This is a genomic window from Limnohabitans sp. JirII-31 (assembly GCF_002778315.1).
GTDB lineage: Bacteria > Pseudomonadota > Gammaproteobacteria > Burkholderiales > Burkholderiaceae_C > Limnohabitans.
Map to the genome: position 1 here is coordinate 95,472 of NZ_NESA01000009.1, position 18,233 is coordinate 113,704.

Annotated in this window: 20 protein-coding genes; 14 read left to right on the plus strand and 6 right to left on the minus strand. The window is 57.2% G+C overall.

Annotated elements, in window-relative coordinates; all coding sequences use genetic code 11:
• Positions 1–91 precede the first annotated feature (91 nt).
• From hpf to hprK, 3 genes are all read left to right on the plus strand, one after another.
• Positions 92–421: a ribosome hibernation-promoting factor, HPF/YfiA family gene (gene hpf, locus B9Z41_RS12200; RefSeq protein ID WP_100147343.1), complete on the plus strand. Its 330-nt coding sequence runs from the start codon at positions 92–94 to the stop codon at positions 419–421.
• A 98-nt stretch (positions 422–519) separates the two neighbouring features.
• Positions 520–984: a PTS sugar transporter subunit IIA gene (locus B9Z41_RS12205; protein WP_100147344.1), complete on the plus strand. Its 465-nt coding sequence runs from the start codon at positions 520–522 to the stop codon at positions 982–984.
• A complete protein-coding gene (gene hprK / locus B9Z41_RS12210; RefSeq protein WP_100147345.1) occupies positions 981–1,925 on the plus strand; it encodes an HPr(Ser) kinase/phosphatase in 945 nt (314 codons plus the stop codon). The genes B9Z41_RS12205 and hprK overlap by 4 nt, the downstream gene beginning before the upstream one ends.
• 4 nt (positions 1,926–1,929) lie before the next feature.
• Here hprK and fur read toward each other — a convergent pair whose 3' ends face one another.
• Entirely contained in the window at positions 1,930–2,379 is a 450-nt protein-coding gene (gene fur / locus B9Z41_RS12215) for a ferric iron uptake transcriptional regulator (protein ID WP_100147346.1), read from the minus strand.
• Positions 2,380–2,462: 83 nt separating this feature from the next.
• On the opposite strand from fur, the gene B9Z41_RS12220 reads away from it, so the two are divergent.
• From B9Z41_RS12220 to B9Z41_RS12255, 8 genes are all read left to right on the plus strand, one after another.
• Entirely contained in the window at positions 2,463–3,002 is a 540-nt protein-coding gene (locus tag B9Z41_RS12220; RefSeq protein ID WP_100147347.1) for an outer membrane protein assembly factor BamE, read from the plus strand.
• A gap of 3 nt (positions 3,003–3,005) precedes the next feature.
• A complete protein-coding gene (gene dapB, locus B9Z41_RS12225) occupies positions 3,006–3,824 on the plus strand; it encodes a 4-hydroxy-tetrahydrodipicolinate reductase (protein ID WP_100147348.1) in 819 nt (272 codons plus the stop codon).
• 5 nt (positions 3,825–3,829) lie between these two features.
• The gene (locus B9Z41_RS12230; RefSeq protein ID WP_100147398.1) at positions 3,830–4,447 is read left to right on the plus strand and encodes a MotA/TolQ/ExbB proton channel family protein; all 618 of its coding nucleotides are present in this window, start codon (positions 3,830–3,832) and stop codon (positions 4,445–4,447) included.
• Positions 4,448–4,897, plus strand: coding sequence for a biopolymer transporter ExbD (locus B9Z41_RS12235; protein ID WP_100147349.1), 450 nt, complete (start codon positions 4,448–4,450; stop codon positions 4,895–4,897).
• A 70-nt stretch (positions 4,898–4,967) separates the two neighbouring features.
• On the plus strand, positions 4,968–7,724 hold the full coding sequence (leuS, locus tag B9Z41_RS12240) for a leucine--tRNA ligase (RefSeq protein ID WP_100147399.1): 2,757 nt from the start codon (positions 4,968–4,970) through the stop codon (positions 7,722–7,724).
• 9 nt (positions 7,725–7,733) lie between these two features.
• Entirely contained in the window at positions 7,734–8,246 is a 513-nt protein-coding gene (gene lptE / locus B9Z41_RS12245; protein ID WP_100147400.1) for an LPS assembly lipoprotein LptE, read from the plus strand.
• A 7-nt stretch (positions 8,247–8,253) separates the two neighbouring features.
• On the plus strand, positions 8,254–9,324 hold the full coding sequence (gene holA, locus B9Z41_RS12250; RefSeq protein ID WP_100147350.1) for a DNA polymerase III subunit delta: 1,071 nt from the start codon (positions 8,254–8,256) through the stop codon (positions 9,322–9,324).
• On the plus strand, positions 9,321–10,619 hold the full coding sequence (locus B9Z41_RS12255) for a glutamate-5-semialdehyde dehydrogenase (RefSeq protein ID WP_369823331.1): 1,299 nt from the start codon (positions 9,321–9,323) through the stop codon (positions 10,617–10,619). The genes holA and B9Z41_RS12255 overlap by 4 nt, the downstream gene beginning before the upstream one ends.
• A 54-nt stretch (positions 10,620–10,673) precedes the next feature.
• Here B9Z41_RS12255 and B9Z41_RS12260 read toward each other — a convergent pair whose 3' ends face one another.
• Genes B9Z41_RS12260 through B9Z41_RS12270 form a run of 3 tightly spaced genes read right to left on the minus strand, consistent with a single transcriptional unit; the run spans position 10,674 to position 12,398 of the window.
• A complete protein-coding gene (locus B9Z41_RS12260) occupies positions 10,674–11,336 on the minus strand; it encodes a DUF799 domain-containing protein (protein WP_100147352.1) in 663 nt (220 codons plus the stop codon).
• A 9-nt stretch (positions 11,337–11,345) separates the two neighbouring features.
• Positions 11,346–11,696: a DUF4810 domain-containing protein gene (locus B9Z41_RS12265; protein ID WP_100147353.1), complete on the minus strand. Its 351-nt coding sequence runs from the start codon at positions 11,694–11,696 to the stop codon at positions 11,346–11,348.
• 18 nt (positions 11,697–11,714) lie between these two features.
• Complete coding sequence (locus tag B9Z41_RS12270; RefSeq protein ID WP_100147354.1) at positions 11,715–12,398, minus strand: CsgG/HfaB family protein; 684 nt, start codon at positions 12,396–12,398, stop codon at positions 11,715–11,717.
• A gap of 154 nt (positions 12,399–12,552) precedes the next feature.
• Here B9Z41_RS12270 and gshA point away from each other — a divergent pair, with 154 nt between their 5' ends.
• The 3 genes from gshA to gshB are packed head-to-tail and all read left to right on the plus strand — an operon-like array spanning position 12,553 to position 16,682.
• Positions 12,553–13,848 carry a glutamate--cysteine ligase gene (gene gshA, locus B9Z41_RS12275; RefSeq protein WP_100147355.1) on the plus strand — a complete coding sequence of 432 codons (1,296 nt, stop codon included), beginning with the start codon at positions 12,553–12,555 and terminating at the stop codon, positions 13,846–13,848.
• Positions 13,849–13,856: 8 nt separating this feature from the next.
• Entirely contained in the window at positions 13,857–15,728 is a 1,872-nt protein-coding gene (locus B9Z41_RS12280) for a potassium transporter Kup (protein WP_100147356.1), read from the plus strand.
• 3 nt (positions 15,729–15,731) lie between these two features.
• Entirely contained in the window at positions 15,732–16,682 is a 951-nt protein-coding gene (gene gshB, locus B9Z41_RS12285) for a glutathione synthase (protein ID WP_100147357.1), read from the plus strand.
• Positions 16,683–16,687: 5 nt separating this feature from the next.
• Here the strand turns inward: gshB and B9Z41_RS12290 are convergent, their stop codons facing one another.
• Together B9Z41_RS12290 and B9Z41_RS12295 are read right to left on the minus strand one after the other, a co-directional pair.
• The gene (locus B9Z41_RS12290; RefSeq protein WP_233202665.1) at positions 16,688–17,308 is read right to left on the minus strand and encodes a glycine zipper 2TM domain-containing protein; all 621 of its coding nucleotides are present in this window, start codon (positions 17,306–17,308) and stop codon (positions 16,688–16,690) included.
• Between the two features lie 145 nt (positions 17,309–17,453).
• A complete protein-coding gene (locus B9Z41_RS12295) occupies positions 17,454–18,233 on the minus strand; it encodes a class II glutamine amidotransferase (protein WP_100147358.1) in 780 nt (259 codons plus the stop codon).

Consider the following 18,233-nt stretch of genomic DNA (forward strand, 5'->3'; position numbering starts at 1 on the left):
CATCTTTTCTTGCTTGGTTTGATCTAACCCCATTGCCTTTTTGTAGATGCAAGGGCATAGTGAAACTGCCAATTCACCAAAGGAGGCTCTTATGAATTTGACGATCAGCGGTCACCACCTTGAAATCACCCCTGCCTTGCGCAGTTACGTGACCGGCAAGCTCGATCGAATCACGCGACATTTCGACCAAGTCGTCGATGTGAAGGTGCTGTTGAGCATTGAGAACCAGAAAGAGAAAGAAGGCCGCCAGAAAGCCGAATGCAATATCCACGTCAAAGGCAACGACATGTTTGCCGAAAGCGCACACGAAGACCTCTATGCGGCCGTGGACGAATTGGTCGACAAGCTAGACCGGCAAGTCGTGCGCCACAAAGACCGCTTGCAGAGCCACCACCATGAGAGTCCTAAGCGCTTGATGTAAACGTTCTTAGGCTTAAAGCATTAAAAACCGCCACTTCATTGGCGGTTTTTTCATTTCCACCCAGGGTTTTCAGCAGGTGCATAATCTGCCGCTGAATCATGAATCGACTCGCCACCATCTTGCCTCCTGCACAAGTGCTTGTGAACATGGAGGTCACCAGCAAAAAGCGCGCTTTTGAAGAGGCCGGGCTTTTGTTTGAGGGTTTGCATGGCCTGAACCGCGCGTTGGTGGCGGACAGTCTGTTTGCCCGCGAGCGTTTGGGGTCGACCGGATTGGGCCACGGGGTGGCCATTCCGCATGGCCGTATCAAAGGCCTCAAATCTCCCATGGCGGCTGTGTTTCAGCTGGCTCAACCCATCGGTTTTGATGCCCCCGATGAGCAGCCCGTGAGCTTGCTCATTTTTTTGTTGGTGCCCGAGGCGTCTACCCAAAAGCACCTGGAAATTTTGTCTGAGATCGCCGAGCTGCTGAGTGACACAGCCTTGCGCGAAACCATCAAATCCTGCAATGACGCGGTCGAATTGCACCGCATCATCTCTACCTGGAACGCGGTGTCGTTTTGAAACCAACCGTCATCAGTGCTGACGTTTTATTTGAAGAGTTTCGCGGCAAGTTGCGCTGGGAGTGGGTCGCTGGCCTGAGTGCTTCCGAGCGTCGGTTCGATGAAGTGGCGGTGCGTGCTGCCCGATCAGGCGCAGATCTGGTGGGGTATCTCAACTACATCCATCCCTACCGCGTGCAAATTCTGGGCGAGCGTGAAATCGCCTACATCACCAAAGGCTTGTCGGCTGATTGCGTGCGCCGAGTGTCACGCATCGTCACACTCGAACCGCCTTTTCTGGTGTTGGCCGATGGTCAGGCCGCCCCCGATGAGTTGGTGGCCATGTGCGAGCGGGCACAAATCCCCATGTTTTCTACCGGGGAGTCGGCGGCCTTTGTGATTGACGTGCTACGGGCCTATTTGTCCAAGCACTTCGCCGATCGCACGTCCATGCATGGCGTCTTCATGGACATCTTGGGCTTGGGCGTGATGATCACCGGAGAGTCTGGCCTGGGCAAAAGCGAGCTCGGCTTAGAGCTGATTTCACGCGGCAATGGTCTGGTGGCCGATGACGCCGTGGATTTGTTTCGCATCAACCAAGCCACCATTGAAGGTCGTTGCCCCGAGTTGTTACAAAACTTGTTGGAAGTGCGTGGCATTGGCTTGCTCGACATCCGTGCCATTTTTGGTGAGACGGCGGTGCGTCGCAAAATGCGCCTCAAGCTCATCGTGCACTTGGTGCGCAAGGAAACCTTGGAGCGTGACTACGAGCGCTTACCTCACGAGCCCCTCACGCAGGATGTGCTCGGAGTGCCTGTGCGCAAAGTGGTGATTCAAGTGGTCGCTGGCCGCAACATCGCGGTGTTGGTCGAGGCAGCCGTGCGCAATTCGATTTTGCAATTGCGTGGCGTGGACACTTACCAGGAGTTCATTGCCCGCCACCGTCGTGCCATGGAGTCTTGAGCGATCAGCCCTTGATCGAATTTTTGTCAGCTGGGCGATGTGGACAGGCTTTTTTGCGGCAATGCGCGTACAAACTTAACGCGTGATCGGCAATCTCAAAACCTTGCTTCTTGGCCACTTTGACTTGCAAGGCCTCGATCTCGGGATCGTGAAACTCTTCCACCCGCCCACAGTCGAGGCACACCAAATGGTCATGGTGCTCGCCTTCGTTGAGCTCGTACACCGCACGCTCACTCTCAAAATGGCTGCGCTTGAGGATGCCGGCTTGTTCAAACTGCTGCAACACCCGGTAGACGGTGGCTAAACCAATGTCGATGTTTTGCGCCAGCATGTGGCGGTACACATCTTCGGCGGTCATGTGGCGTTGTGTGCCGCGTTGAAACAGTTCCAGAACTTTCAGTCGCGGTAGAGTGGCCTTGAGGCCAATGCTTTTGAGGTCGTCAGCGTGTGCCATGATGGGTTTCCAAGTCGTGTTCAATAGCTGCCCGCTACAATGAACTGATCATATCCTTACTGCCCATTTCGGCCTTTCACACCATGTTTGAGTCCTGTCGAAAAGCCCTCTCCCAGCGCATCAACTGCCGTGCAACATGGGCCGTTGTTGTTGTTCTCGTCGGCTTCGGGTTGTCTGCCTGTTCGAGTTGGGTCACGCCATACCGTCCAGAAGTGGTGCAGGGCAACTTTGTCTCGCGTGAACAAGTGCAAGCGCTGCGTATGGGCATGCCACGACAAGCCGTGCGCGACATCTTGGGAACGCCGTTGGTCTCCAGCCTCTTCCATGCCGACCGGTGGGACTACGCCTTCACCATCCGACGCCAAGGCGCCGAGTCACAACAACGCCGCCTCAGTGTGTTCTTCCGTGGTGATGTGCTCGACCGCATTGAAGGCGACCCTCTGCCTACCGAAGCAGAGTTTGCCGCCAAGGTAGACACCCGCCGACCGACGCCCAGGACGCCTGCTTTGATTGCCAGCGATGAAGCGTTGGCGAAATTCCCACCCAAGGCCGCCCCTGCGGCCGCCAATGCTGTGACACCCGCCAAAGGAATCGGCAGCTATCCCCCGCTTGAAAGTCAATAAACCATGGCTCATTCCAACCCATCCTTGAACATTGCCATTGCTGGAGCCAGTGGCCGCATGGGGCACATGTTGATCGAGGCCGTGCGTCAAGCCGACGACTTGCAGCTCAGTGGCGCCTTGGATGTGCCATCTAGCCCAGGCATTGGCAACGATGCCACGGGCTTTTTGGGTCAGGCCAGTGGCGTGACCATTCAAGCCGATGTGCGTGCAGGCTTGCAACACAGCCAGGTCTTGATCGACTTCACACGCCCAGAGGGCACTTTGGCGCACCTGGCCGTTTGCCGAGAATTAGGTGTGAAGTTGGTCATCGGCACCACAGGCTTCACCGACGCACAAAAAGCCGAAATCGCTGCCGCGGCACAAGACATTGCCATCGTGATGGCCCCCAACATGAGCGTGGGTGTGAACGTGACTTTGAAGCTGTTGCAAATGGCCGCACAGGCCATGCCCACTGGCTATGACATCGAGATCATCGAAGCGCACCATCGCCACAAAGTCGATGCACCTTCCGGCACCGCCCTGAAGATGGGCGAAGTCATTGCCGAGGCCTTGGGGCGTGATCTGAAAGACTGTGCTGTCTATGAGCGTTACGGCCACACCGGTGAACGTGATCCGTCCACCATTGGCTTTGCCACCATTCGCGGGGGTGACATCGTGGGCGACCACACCGTCTTGTTTGCCGGTACGGGCGAGCGCATCGAAGTGACACACAAGTCTTCGAGCCGCGCCACCTACGCCCAAGGCAGCCTGCGTGCCGCGCGCTTTTTGGCGAACCAAAGCAAAGGCCTCTTTGACATGTTCGACGTCTTGAACCTGCGGTGAGCGGCATGTCGTTGCCCTTGGACGGCGATGCCTTGAGTGTCACCTTGACGCTGCTGCTGCTGGCCATGTCGGTCGCGAGCTGGAGCGTCATTGTTTACAAAGCCTGGTTGTTGCGTTGTGTCAGCGTTGATGTGCCACTTGCCAAAGCCGCCTTTTGGCAAGCCCCCGATTTTTCACATGCTCTGGCGGCGCTCACGGCCTTAGATCGCCAGCGCGTGCTCCTGCCCCTGGCGCAAGCCCAGCAACAGCGCATGCCGGGTACCTTGGGCGCACAAGCCGAGGTGTCGGCACAACGCACCCGTGTGCTGCGCGATGCATTGCATCAGGTGCTGCACCGTCTGCAAACCGGCCAAGTGTTGCTGGCCAGTGTGGGGGCGACGGCACCCTTTGTGGGCTTGCTCGGGACTGTCTGGGGCATCTACCACGCCTTGGCTGGCATGGCGGTTGCCGCACAACTCACCATGGAAGGGGTGGCGGGCCCCGTGGGCGAAGCCCTCATCATGACGGCCGCTGGTTTGGCCGTTGCCTTGCCTGCGGTGTTGGCGTTCAACGTCATGGGTCGCGTGATCAACCGCGTGGAGCAAGAGCTGGAAGGCTTTGCCTACGACTTGCGGACGCTTTGAATGGCCTTCGGTCGCTTTGAACGCACGCCCGGGCAAACGCCCATGAGTGAGATCAACGTCACCCCACTGGTCGATGTGATGATGGTGCTCTTGGTGATCTTCATCCTCACCGCGCCGCTGTTGGGGCGCGCCCTCAAGCTCGACTTGCCCCAAGCCGCTGGCGCATCGGCAGGCGCACCGGCACAGGTGGTGCGTTTGAGCATTGACGCACAGGCGCAGGTGTTTCTTGACGGTCAGCCAATCACGCTGGATGCGCTGGCCCAGGCCCTGACGGCCCGTGCATCGCAGTCCAGCGCATCCGGTCAAGCGCAACTGCCCGAGGTGCAACTCCAGGCTGATGCCCAGGTGCCTTATGGCCGTGTGGTCGAGGTGATGGACCTGGCACAGCTGGCGGGCATGAACCGCATAGGCTTTGTGACCGCACGCAAGCCCGCCGCAGCCAAGCCCTAAAATCTCCCCATTCCCGCCTTTTCCCCAGGCGATGCGCCCCGTGCCCGTGCGGGGTTTTCAGACCGACTCCATGCAAGACAAATACAACCACACCGAGGTCGAACGCGCCGTTCAGACCGCTTGGACCCAACGTGATGCCTACCGCGTGACCGAAAACGCACGTGACGCACAAGGCCAGCTGAAAAAGAAGTTCTACGCTTGCTCCATGCTGCCCTACCCCAGCGGCAAGCTGCACATGGGCCATGTGCGCAACTACACCATCAACGACATGCTCACGCGCAGTCTGCGCATGAAGGGCTGGAACGTTTTGATGCCCATGGGCTGGGATGCGTTTGGCTTGCCCGCTGAAAACGCGGCTTTGAAAAACGGCGTGCCACCGGCCAAGTGGACTTACGAGAACATCGCCTACATGAAGCAGCAGATGCAGGCCATGGGCTTGGCCATCGATTGGTCGCGCGAGGTCGCCACCTGTGACCCGAGCTACTACAAGTGGAACCAGTGGCTGTTTTTGAAGATGCTGGAAAAAGGCATCGCCTACCGCAAGACCCAAGTGGTCAACTGGGACCCGGTAGACCAAACCGTGCTGGCCAACGAGCAGGTCATTGACGGCAAAGGCTGGCGTACCGGTGCGGTGGTCGAAAAGCGCGAAATCCCGGGCTACTACCTCAACATCACCCAGTACGCCCCAGAGCTGCTGGCGCATGTGCAAATTGGCAACGACAAAGCCACCCTCAACGGCTGGCCCGACAAAGTGCGCCTGATGCAGGAAAACTGGATTGGCAAATCCGAAGGCGTGCGCTTTGCATTCACCCACAGCATCCAAGGTGCGGATGGTGCCTTGATTGGCGATGGCCGCATGTACGTGTTCACCACCCGCGCCGACACCATCATGGGCGTGACGTTTTGTGCCGTGGCTGCCGAGCACCCGCTGGCGCTGCATGCGGCTGCATCTAACCCTGCCTTGGCCGCATTCCTTGAAGAATGCAAAACCGGTGGCACCACCGAAGCTGAACTGGCCACCCAAGAAAAGAAGGGCATGGCCACGGGCTTGTTCGTCACGCACCCCTTGACCGGCGCGCAAGTCGAAGTGTGGGTGGGCAACTATGTGCTCATGTCTTATGGCGATGGCGCCGTGATGGGCGTGCCCGCGCATGACGAGCGTGACTTTGCATTTGCCTTGAAATACGACTTGCCCATTCGGCAGGTGGTTGGCCTTGACGCGGCCGCATCCGCCAATGCCGCTTCCTTGGCGTTCGATGCCAAAACTTGGCAAGAGTGGTATGCCACCAAAGTCGGTGTGTGCGTGAACTCTGGCGAACTCGACGGCCTGCGATTCAAAGACGCGGTGACCAAAGTCGCCGAGTTGTTGGCCGCCATTGGCCTGGGCGAGAAAAAAACCACCTGGCGTTTGCGCGACTGGGGCGTGAGCCGCCAGCGCTACTGGGGCACCCCGATTCCCATCATCCACTGTGACGAACACGGTGCGGTGCCGGTGCCCGAAAAAGACCTGCCGGTGGTGTTGCCGCAAGACTGCATTCCTGACGGTTCTGGCAACCCCTTGCACACACACGAAGGCTTCCACGCAGGGGTGACTTGCCCCGTGTGCGGCAAGCCTGCGCGTCGCGAGACCGACACCATGGACACCTTCGTGGACTCGTCTTGGTACTTCATGCGCTATTGCGACCCGACCAATTCTGAGCAGATGGTGGCCGAAGGCACCCGATACTGGATGCGCGATGCCCACCAAGCCACCGGTGGCAGCGGCATGGACCAGTACATCGGCGGCATAGAGCATGCCATCTTGCACCTGCTCTATGCGCGCTTTTGGACCAAGGTCATGCGCGACATGGGGCTCGTCACGGTGGACGAACCCTTCACCAAGCTGCTCACGCAGGGCATGGTGCTCAACCACATCTACTCGCGCCGCACCGCCAAAGGCGGCAAAGACTACTTCTGGCCGCATGATGTGGAGCATGTGCTCGATGACGCAGGCAAAGTGGTGGGCGCCAAGCTCAAGAACGAGGCTGATAGCAGCGATGGCAAGCTGCCCGTGGGCACCCCCATCGACTACGAGGGCGTGGGCACCATGTCCAAGTCCAAGAACAACGGTGTGGACCCGCAAGACCTGATTGAAAAATACGGTGCCGACACCGCGCGCCTGTACACCATGTTCACCGCGCCACCCGAGGCCACCTTGGAGTGGAACGACGCGGCGGTGGAGGGCAGCTACCGCTTCTTGCGCCGTGTCTGGAACTTTGCCTTTAAGCACGAAGCGTCACTCAAAGCCGCGGTGGCCGGGGACGCCAGCACGGCCACGTTACGCACCGAAGCCAAAGACCTGCGTCGCGACATGCACCTGGTGCTCAAACAAGTCAGCTATGACTACGAGCGCATGCAATACAACACCGTGGTCTCGGGTTGCATGAAGTTGCTCAACGCGTTGGAAGACTTCAAGCCCGATGGCATCGCGGGCGACACCGCCGTGGTGTGCGAAGGCATGTCTGTGCTGTTGCGCTTGCTCTATCCCGCCTGCCCCCACCTCAGTGCCAACCTGTGGGCTGAACTGGGCTATGCCGCGCGTTTGGGTGACTTGCTCGACACGGCCTGGCCCGAGGTGGACGAGTCGGCCTTGTTGCGCGACGAGATCGAGTTGATGCTGCAAATCAACGGCAAGTTGCGCGGTGCGGTGCGCGTGAGCGCCAACGCCTCCAAAGAAGACATCGAGCAAGCCGCCTTGGCCACCGAAGCCTTCATCAAGCAAGCCAACGGTGCTGCGCCCAAGAAGGTCATCGTGGTGCCCGGCCGTTTGGTCAACGTGGTGGTCTAAGGAATGCACATGAAAGCCACCTCCCGTCGTTTTGCGTTGTTGCTGGCTCTTGGAGCTGCTGTGCTGCTGACTGGCTGTGGCTTTGAGTTGCGCCAGCCGCCCAACTACGCCTTTCGCACGGTCTTCAGTACCGTGCCTGTCAACTCGCCTTTGGGTGTCAAACTGCACCGCAGCTTGGCGTCATCGGGGCAAGTGGAAGTCATCACCGACCCTCGCCAGATTGAGCGTGCGCAAGTCATCTTCGATCAGTTGGCCGAAGTCCGCGAAAAAGTGGTGGTGGGCCGCACCTCCTCGGGCGCGATCCGTGAATACCAGTTGCGCTTGCGCTACCGCTTTCGCTTGCGCACCCAAGAGGGCAAAGAGTTGATTCCTGACACTGAAATTCAACTCAACCGCGACATCAACTTCAACGAGACCGGTGCCTTGTTCAAAGAGTCTGAAGAAGGCTTGCTCTACCGCGACATGGAAAACGACTTGGTGCAACAAATCCAACGTCGCTTGGCCACACTGCGTCAACTCTGAGCGACGCATGCAAGTCGCGGCCAACCAACTTTCGCAGCACTTGCAGGCACACGCCAGCAAAGGCCTGCGCAGCCTCTACACCTTGCATGGTGATGAGCCCTTGTTGCAGCAAGAGGCCATGGACAGCATCCGCACCATCGCACGCAGCCAGGGCTACACCGAGCGCAGCGTCTACACCGTGGCAGGCGCCCACTTCGACTGGGGTGAGGTGTTGGCGGCGGGCGGCTCGATGAGTTTGTTTGCCGACAAACAGATCATTGAAATCCGCGTTCCCTCAGGCAAGCCGGGTAAAGAGGGTAGCGTCGCCTTGCAGCAAATTGCCGAATCCGCACAGGGCAACGACACCACCTTGACCGTGGTGTTGTTGCCGCGCCTGGACAAGCAGACCAAGAGCACCGCTTGGTTTGCCGCGTTGGAGAACAACGGCGTCAGCGTGCAGATCGACCCAGTCGAGCGCCAAGCCCTGCCCATGTGGATTGCTCAACGCCTGGGGGCTCAGCAACAGCGCGTGGCCTCGGGTGAAGCGGGGCAACACACCTTGCAGTTTTTTGCTGATCGGGTGGAGGGCAATCTGCTGGCGGCGCACCAAGAAATTCAAAAACTTGGGCTGCTCTACCCTGAAGGTGAACTCAGCCTGGAACAAGTGGAACGTGCGGTGCTCAATGTGGCGCGTTACGACGTCTTCAAACTCTCCGAGGCCGTGCTCAGTGGCCAGCCCTTGCGCGTGCAACGCATGCTCGATGGCTTGAAAGCCGAGGGCGAGGCCGAGGTGCTGGTGCATTACACCCTGGCTGAAGAAATCCGGGCCCTCAAGCGCGTCAAAGACGCCGTGGCCGCAGGCAAGGCCCTGCCCATGGTGCTGCGCGAACAGCGCATTTGGGGCCCCCGTGAGCGCTTGTTCGAGCGCGTGTTGCCACGCTTGAGTGTGGGCATGCTGGACAAGCTCTTGCAGTCGGCTCATCAGGTGGACGGCATTGTCAAAGGCCTCAAAGTGCCAGAGTGGCCCACCGACAGTTGGCAAGCTTTGCATCGCTTGGCCATGCGCTTGTGCCGCGCCTGCATGGCACGCCCTGCTTGAGGGAAAATACGGCCATGACTTCACACACCCTTGCCGAGCACATGCAATTGCTGGGTGCTCAGGCCAAAACGGCCTCGGCACACATGGCCAAAGCTTCGGCGGCTTTGAAAAACCATGCCCTGCGCCACTTGGCCGCTTTGCTGCGCGCCAACATGGACGCTTTGCAAGTGGACAACGCCAAAGACATTGCGCGTGCCACCGCGGCGGGCTTGGACGCTCCCATGGTGGACCGCCTCAAGCTCAGCCCCAAGGTGCTGGAGACCTGCGCACAGGGCTGCGAACAACTTGCCGCCATGCCCGATGTGATTGGCGAAATCATCGGCATGAAGCAACAACCCAGCGGCATCCGCGTGGGCCAAATGCGTGTGCCCATCGGCGTGTTCGGCATGATTTTTGAGAGCCGTCCCAACGTCACCATCGAAGCAGCCTCCTTGGCCATCAAGAGCGGCAATGCCTGCATCTTGCGTGGCGGTTCAGAAGCCATCGAATCCAACAAAGCCCTGGCCTTGCTGGTGCAACAAGCCTTGGTGAGCGCCGGCCTGCCCGCCGAAGCCGTGCAACTGGTGCCCACCACCGACCGCGAAGCCGTGGGGCATTTGATTGCCATGCCACAGTTTGTCGATGTGATCATTCCGCGCGGCGGCAAAGGCTTGATCGAGCGCATCAGCCGCGACGCCAAAGTGCCCGTCATCAAACACCTCGATGGCAACTGCCACACCTATGTCGATGACCCCTGTGATATCGACATGGCCGTGACTGTTGCGGACAACGCCAAAACCCAAAAATACAGCCCCTGCAACGCCAGCGAAAGCTTGCTGGTGGCGCGTGGTGTGGCCGCCGCCTTCTTACCCCGCATTGGCACCATCTTTGCGGCCAAAGGCGTGGAAATGCGTTGCTGCCTAGAAGCCCGTGCCTTGCTGGCGGGGGTTCAAGGCGCGCAACTCAAAGACGCCACCGAGCAAGATTGGTTTGAGGAATACCTCGGCCCCATCGTCAGCATCAAGGTGGTGGACGGGCTGGATGCGGCCATCGCACACATCAACCATTACGGCAGCCACCACACCGAGGCCATCCTCACGCGTGACCACATGCACGCCCAGCGCTTCTTGCGCGAAGTGGATTCGTCCAGCGTCATGGTCAATGCCAGCACCCGATTTGCAGATGGTTTTGAATACGGTTTGGGTGCCGAGATAGGCATTTCCACTGACAAGTTCCATGCCCGTGGTCCTGTGGGCATTGAAGGCCTGACCTCGCTCAAGTACGTGGTGTTGGGGCAGGGCGAAATCCGCCAATAACTTGGCGCTGCCGCAAATTACCAAGCCTCGAAATATTCCCGAAGCTTTTTAGTTTTACTGGCCTTGCGTTTGCTCAAATTTGAGAGCGCGCGGGCCTGGCAGCAAACCACGTGTGCCTGTGTTCAACAAGCGCTGGTTAGTGATTCGTCCAATCCGGTATCCGGGATCGCTGACAGAATTTGCTACTTGATTGACGATGCCTTGGATAAGTAAGCCAACCAAACCATTCTGATTTTGTTTGCCTTCTGCATCCGACGCACTAGCCTTGCCTTCCCAAAGTTTAGTGCTCGTGCGCGTATCGATTAAAACAGCTTCAGCCGTTACAACAACACTGCCTCCCGCCAACGCACTCGTAGCCCCATAGTTTGTGACGGTGATGTAAAGCGCAGAGTCCGCACCAAAAATTTCATTCAGCTTTTTGGGTGATGCTTGGTGCATTTCCCCCGGGTTTTGCAAACCGTTTTCTTTGAAGGTTTGATCGACTAAGGCTACAGGGAAAACGTAATAACCCGCCTCGGCCAATGGCAGAGTGGTTGAAGACATCACGCTGTATGTGGCACGTAGGTCAGCTGTGTTGTTAAGTGGTGGCAAGACCAAAATGGATCTTGGTTGATGCTGACGAAATGCTGAGTAGTCCACATCCGCTTGCTTGGTGGCGCAACCTGTGAATACCAATACGGTAGCCAATAAGACCCATAGTTTTAAATGATGTGTCATGCCAATCCTTTATTTTTTTGCTTTGGCTAAGATTCGGTCCATGTAAACCGCCGACTCTGGAAACATTGCTTTTTCAGTTTGGAAAGACTGCACCGCTTGATCGTCTTTTCCCGCTTCGAAATACAGATAGCCCAAATGCGCATGAAAACCCGGCGGCACGGCTTTGTTCGTGCTGCGTGCTTTTTGATAATCCGCTTCTAACTTTTCAATCTGCGCTTCGATGGGAGATTTACCTGGGTCGTTGTAGCGTGCGTAAATTTGGTTTTCATAGTCGCCCCATTGGTAGAGCGATTGCTTAGGTGCCGCGCAGCCCACGAGGGTCAACAGCAGCAGGGCACATAGGGTGTTTTGAATACGCATGAGAGATGCCCTTCGGGTTTACTGAGCTGCTTTCCACTGACCGGACTCAACGCCTTCGACCAAGCGATTGACCGCTTCACGAATTGCCAAGTCGAGAACTTTGCCATTTAGTGTGGAGTCATAGCTGGCCGTGCCGCCGAAACCAATCACTTCGCGGTTTGACAGTGCGTATTCACCAGCACCTTGCACAGAGAAAATGACCTCAGATGTCACTGCATCAACTACGTTGAGGCTGACTTTTGAATAAGCAATTTGAGTTTTACCTCGTCCCAAAATGCCAAACAGTTGTTGGTCTCCTACTTCTTTGCGCCCGAATTCGGTCACGTCACCCGTGATCACAAAATCAGCCCCACTGATTTTTTGTGTCTTGCCTTGGAATCGGGCTTCTTGACTGATTTCACCCATGTTGTCGCGATCTACTACTTTGAATCGATTGGCTTGTTGCATGTGAGTGATCAAAATAGTTTTGGCTTGCCCCCCTAAACGGTCCACACCGTCCGAAAACAGGCCGCGCATGAAGCTAGAACGGTTATCAAACTTGCCGACAGCGACCGTGCTTTTGAGGCCTTGGTAGCTTGTTTTGGCTGCAGTGACTTGTTGTGGTGCTACTGTCTGAGATGTTTCAGTGGCGCAGCCAGTTAAAAACAGTGACAGAGCGCAAAGAAATGCTGTGAAGCAAGAAAATAAATTTGAAGCTTTCATGTCTATTGCCGCAGATTAATTTAAAACCTTAGTATAAAACCTAGGATGCTAAATAATTCAATTATTTGAAGAGTACTTCGTTGGGTCTGGTATTCGCGTACAAACAATCCATATGCTTCGAAGACCTAGAATTGCCTCCCATTAGAAGGACACCATGGTTCCCCACCTCATCACGGCCTTGACGGGCCCTATCAACGAGCTTGAGCAACGCATCCTCGATTCCATGCCCGCTATTGAGCGCTGGTTTCGCTTGGAATGGATGGAGCACACGCCCCCGTTTTACAGCTCGGTCGACATTCGCAACGCAGGCTTCAAGCTCGCGCCCGTTGACACCAACCTGTACCCCGGCGGCTGGAACAACCTGACGCCCGAGATGCTGCCTTTGGCGGTGCAAGCGGCGATGGCCGCGATTGAAAAGATCTGCCCCGAAGCACGCAACTTGCTGGTGATTCCTGAGAACCACACACGCAACACGTTTTATTTGTCGAACGTGGCGCAGCTGCAGCGCATCTTCCACATGGCGGGTTTGAATGTGCGTATCGGTTCGATCAATCCCGAGATCAAAGAAACCACCACCATTGACTTGCCCAACGGGGACAGCGTCACGCTAGAGCCCGTCATTCGCAGCAAACGTCGCTTGGGGCTCAAAGACTTTGACCCCTGCACCATCTTGCTCAACAACGACCTGAGCGCGGGCATTCCTGGCATCTTGGAAGACTTGCACGAGCAGTACCTGTTGCCACCGCTGCATGCCGGCTGGAGCGTGCGTCGCAAGAGCAAACACTTCGAGTGTTACGAAGAAGTGGCCAAGCGCTTTGGCAAATTGCTGGGCATCGATCCTTGGTTGATCAACCCCATGTTCAACCAGTGTGGCGAAGTCAACTTCGCCGAGGGCACGGGCATGGAGTGCCTGCAAACCAACGTGGATGCCTTGCTCACCAAGATCAAGCGCAAATACAAAGAGTACGGCATTCAAGAAAAACCATTCGTCATTGTCAAAGCCGACAACGGCACCTATGGCATGGGCATCATGACGGTGCGCGATGTCAAAGACCTTGATGCCTTGAACCGCAGAACACGCAACAAAATGAGCGTCGTCAAAGACGGTCAGGCGGTCAACCAGGTCATCATCCAAGAAGGTGTGCTGACCCACGAGCGTTTGAATGACGCCGTGGCCGAGCCCGTGGTCTACATGATGGACCGCTATGTGGTGGGCGGCTTCTATCGCGTGCATGCCGACCGCGGCATTGACGAAAACTTGAACGCCCCCGGCGCCAGTTTTATACCGTTGGCCTTTGAACAAAGTGCCCACACCCCGCAGCCCGGCGTCAAACCCGGTGCCAGCACCCCGAACCGTTTTTACATGTACGGTGTGATTGGCCGTTTGGCCATGCTGGCGGCAAGTTATGAACTCGAAGCGACCGATCCGGAAGCTGAAAACTACGATTGAGATTTCTGATGGAACAACATGCCAAGTCTTCCCTGGCAGCTTTAACGCTGGGCGCCATTGGCGTTGTGTATGGCGACATCGGCACCAGCGTGCTGTACGCCATGAAAGAGGTGTTTGGCTCCGGCCATGTGGAGTTCACGCCTGACAATGTCTACGGCATTTTGTCGATCTTCTTTTGGACATTGACCACCATCGTGTCGGTGAAATACGTGGCCTTGGTGCTGCGGGCTGACAACAACGGCGAAGGCGGTTTGGTGGCTATGTTGGCCCTGGCCTCCATGTCGGTCAAAGACAAACCCAAGCTGCGCAGCAAGATGTTGCTGGTGGGTATTTTTGGCACCTGCTTGTTTTACGGCGACGGTGTGATCACACCGGCCATTTCGGTGCTGTCGGCGGTCGAAGGTCTGGAAGTGGTGTCGCCCGCTTTCAAGAAATATGTGATCCCACTCACCCTCATCATCTTGTTCGGTTTGTTTGCCGTTCAAAAGCGTGGCACGGGCGGCATCGGCAAGTTTTTTGGCCCCATCACCGTGGTGTGGTTCATTGCCATTTCTGCGTTGGGTGTTTTTCACATCGCCTCGCATCCAGAAATTTTGTGGGCCATCAGCCCGTATTACGCACTGAACTTTATCTTCAGCGAGCCCAAAATCACCTTCCTGATTTTGGGTGCCGTGGTGCTGTGCGTCACCGGGGGTGAGGCGCTGTACGCCGACATGGGGCACTTTGGTAAAAAGCCCATCCGTGTGGCCTGGTTCATGGTGGTCATGCCCGCGTTGACGCTCAACTACTTTGGCCAAGGCGCTTTGTTGTTGAGCAACCCCGATGCGGTGTCTAACCCCTTCTTCTTGATGGCCCCAGACTGGTTGTTGGTGCCCTTGGTGGCCCTGGCCACGGCAGCCACGGTGATCGCGTCGCAGGCCTTGATCTCGGGCGCTTTCAGCGTCACCAAACAAGTGGTGCAGTTGGGCTTTTTGCCGCGTCTGCAAGTGCTGCACACTAGCGTCAAAGACACCGGGCAAATCTACATTCCGTTTGTCAACTGGGGCCTGTTTGCCACCATCGTGTTGGCGGTGATGATGTTCAAGTCATCCAGCAACTTGGCCGCTGCATACGGCATTGCGGTGTGTACCGACATGCTCATCACCACCGTGTTGACGTTCTTTGTGATTCGCTACAGCTGGAAATACCCCATGTGGCTGTGTCTGCTGACCACCGGCTTTTTCTTTGTGGTGGACTTCGCCTTCTGGGCCTCGAACTTACTCAAGCTGTTCGAGGGCGGCTGGTTCCCACTGCTCATTGGCGCCGCCATTTTGATGCTCATGCTCACTTGGCGTGATGGCCGCGACATCTTGAACGACAAGCGCCAAGAAGAAGCGCTCGACTTGCCCAGCTTTTTGGAAGCCGTGTTTGTGTCGCCCCCTGTCCGTGTGGATGGCACGGCCGTGTTCTTAACTTCAGGCAAAGGGTCGGTGCCCAACGCCATGCTGCACAACCTCAAACACAACAAGGTGCTGCACGCGCAAAACCTGTTTGTGAACGTGCAAAACCACGAGGTGCCTTGGGTCTCCGATGCCGAGCGTTTGGTGGTTAGCCCCCTGGGTCACGACTGCTGGCAGGTGGTCATCCATTACGGCTTTAAAGACAACCCCGACGTGCCAGGTGCCTTGGCCCAGTTGCGCGGCATGGGCTGCGAAGTCAGCCCCATGACCACCAGCTATTTCTTGTCGCGCGACAGCATCGTGCCCACCATTGGCACGGGCATGGCGCAGTGGCGTGAAAAACTGTTCGCACAAATGCACCTCAACGCCAGCTCTGCCGCTGACTTCTTGAATCTGCCCAGCAACTCGGTGGTCGAGTTGGGCAGCAAGATCGAGATTTAAACCATGCACATCCTCTTCGTGGCTGACCCTCTGGCGTCTTTCAAAATTTACAAAGACACCACCTTCGCCATGATGCGCGAAGCACAACAGCGCGGCCACCAGGTGTTGGCGTGCGAGCCACACGACATCGTGTGGCAAAGCGGGCAGAAGGTCACCACGCGGGCCCAGCGCATTCGCCTCACGGGGGACACCGACGCATGGTTTCAGGTGCAAGGTGTCGACGAGCACCTGGCCTTGCACAGCGTGGACGCGGTGGTCATGCGCAAAGACCCGCCGTTCGACAGCGAATACTTTTACGCCACCCACTTGTTGGAGCAAGCCGAGCGCGAAGGCGCCCGGGTGTTCAACAAGCCCGCCGCGTTGCGCGACCATCCTGAGAAATTGGCCATTCTGGAGTTTGCGCAATTCATCAGTCCCACGCTGGTGACACGCGATGCGCAAGCCATCAAAGACTTTCATGCGCAGCACCAAGACATCATCTTGAAGCCGCTCGACGGCATGGGCGGCATGGGCATTTTTCGTGTCAAAGCCGATGGTTTGAATCTGGGTGCCATCATTGAAACCCTCAACCGCGACGGTGCCCAAACCGTGATGGTGCAAAAGTTTTTACCGGCCATTGCGCAGGGCGACAAACGCGTGTTGGTGATTGGTGGCCAAGTGGTGCCTTATTGCTTGGCACGCATTCCTCAGGGCGGTGAAGTGCGTGGCAACTTGGCCGCAGGCGGCAAAGGCGTGGCACAAGCCATTTCACCGCGTGACCGTGAAATTGCCGAGGCGCTGGGCCCGGTGCTGGCGGCACGGGGTTTGTTGTTGGTCGGCTTAGACGTCATTGGTGACTGCCTGACCGAGGTGAACGTCACCAGCCCGACGTGCTTTCAAGAAATCTTTGACCAAACCGGCTGCAACGTGGCGGCTTTGTTTGTGGACGCGCTGGAGGCAGCGGTGCGTCACTGATCAGGTCAAGGTCGAGAAAGTTGGTTGTTCTCCACCCGGACCATGTCACCCACCCGGTATCCGGGATGGCTGGCATATTCAAAGTTTGACGTGTGACCGTTGGGCATTTTGACGGTGACAGTCCACACCTTGTGGGTGTTCACGCGTTTTTCGATTTCTTTGCCTGCATACGCCCCACCTGCAGCCCCGGCTGCCGTGGCCAAGTCCTTGCCAAAACCGCCCCCCAATTGATGGCCTAGCACCGCACCCACAACGCCTCCGGTGATCATGCCGACGGCGCTGCCCTCGCTGGCCTTTTCGGTCTGGCTGACTGCAACGACCTGTGCGCAATCTGGGCAATTGGCAACTGTCGTGGCGTTCGATGCATTAACGCCCATGCGCGCTTTGGCGCTGGCCATGGCGTTGTCGTACTCGGTCTTTGCATCGCGCTTGCACTGCATGCGGCTGGCGGCTGTCGGTTCACTGTTGCAAAGTCTCTGATCTTCCTTGTAACGCGTGGCAGCCAGCTTGCTGTCGGCGGTGTACTGGGTTTGGGATGAAGACGCGGTCTGTGCCTGCACCCATCCCGCCGTGAACATTGCCATGACGACGAGAGCCGCCTGGCGAGCGTTGGATCGTTGATGCATAACCCCTCCTTCAGTGAAGTAAGAAAAACCAAAGTGATGCTTATTTCATTATTGAGTAAGGCGTACTTTCATGCAATGAGGCGCTTTTTGAAATGTGGGCCAACGATCAATGGCGGGTTTGCCGTGATAGCAAACAGACACAACGTCACACCGAAACAACCTCTCCATCCACAAACACCTTCAACTCACCCGGCGCAAACGGTGTCCACAGTTCGTTGGTGGTCAGCGGTTCGGTCACCACCACCGCCACCCGGTCATCGGGTGAGGCATGTTCTGCAAAGTTGATGCTGATGTCTTGGTCGCTCAAGGTGGCGGTGGCAAACGGATGCCGGCGCTCGATGTACCACAGGCGGGTGGATGCATGCGCCCACAGCGCCTGCCCGTTGGAGAGTAAAAAGTTGAAGGTGCCATGCTTGGCAATGCGGGGCACCAACTCGCGCAGTGTCAGCGTCAGCTCTGCCACCGATGGCACGTTGGCATGTGACTTGGCCAGCTCTTGCATCAACCAGCAAAACGCTTGTTCGCTGTCGGTTTGCCCCACCGGTTTGAAGTTGCCGTGCAAGCGGGGCGCATAGTTTTCTAAATTGCCGTTGTGTGCAAACACCCAGTAGCGGCCCCACAGCTCGCGCACAAATGGGTGGCAGTTTTCTAGCGCTGTCTTGCCTTGCGTGGCCTTGCGGATATGCGAAATCACGTTGCGGCTTTTGATGGGGTAGCGGCGAATCAGCTCGGCCACGGGCGAGGTGCTGGCAGGCAAATGGTCGATGAAGTGGCGCAGGCCCCGGTCATGTTCAGAGCCTTCAAAAAACGCAATGCCCCAGCCATCGGCATGGTGGTCGGTCACGCCAGCGCGTTGTGCGAACCCGGTGAAGCTGAAGGTCGCATCGGTGGGGTTTTTACAGTTCAGGCCGAGGAGTTGACACAT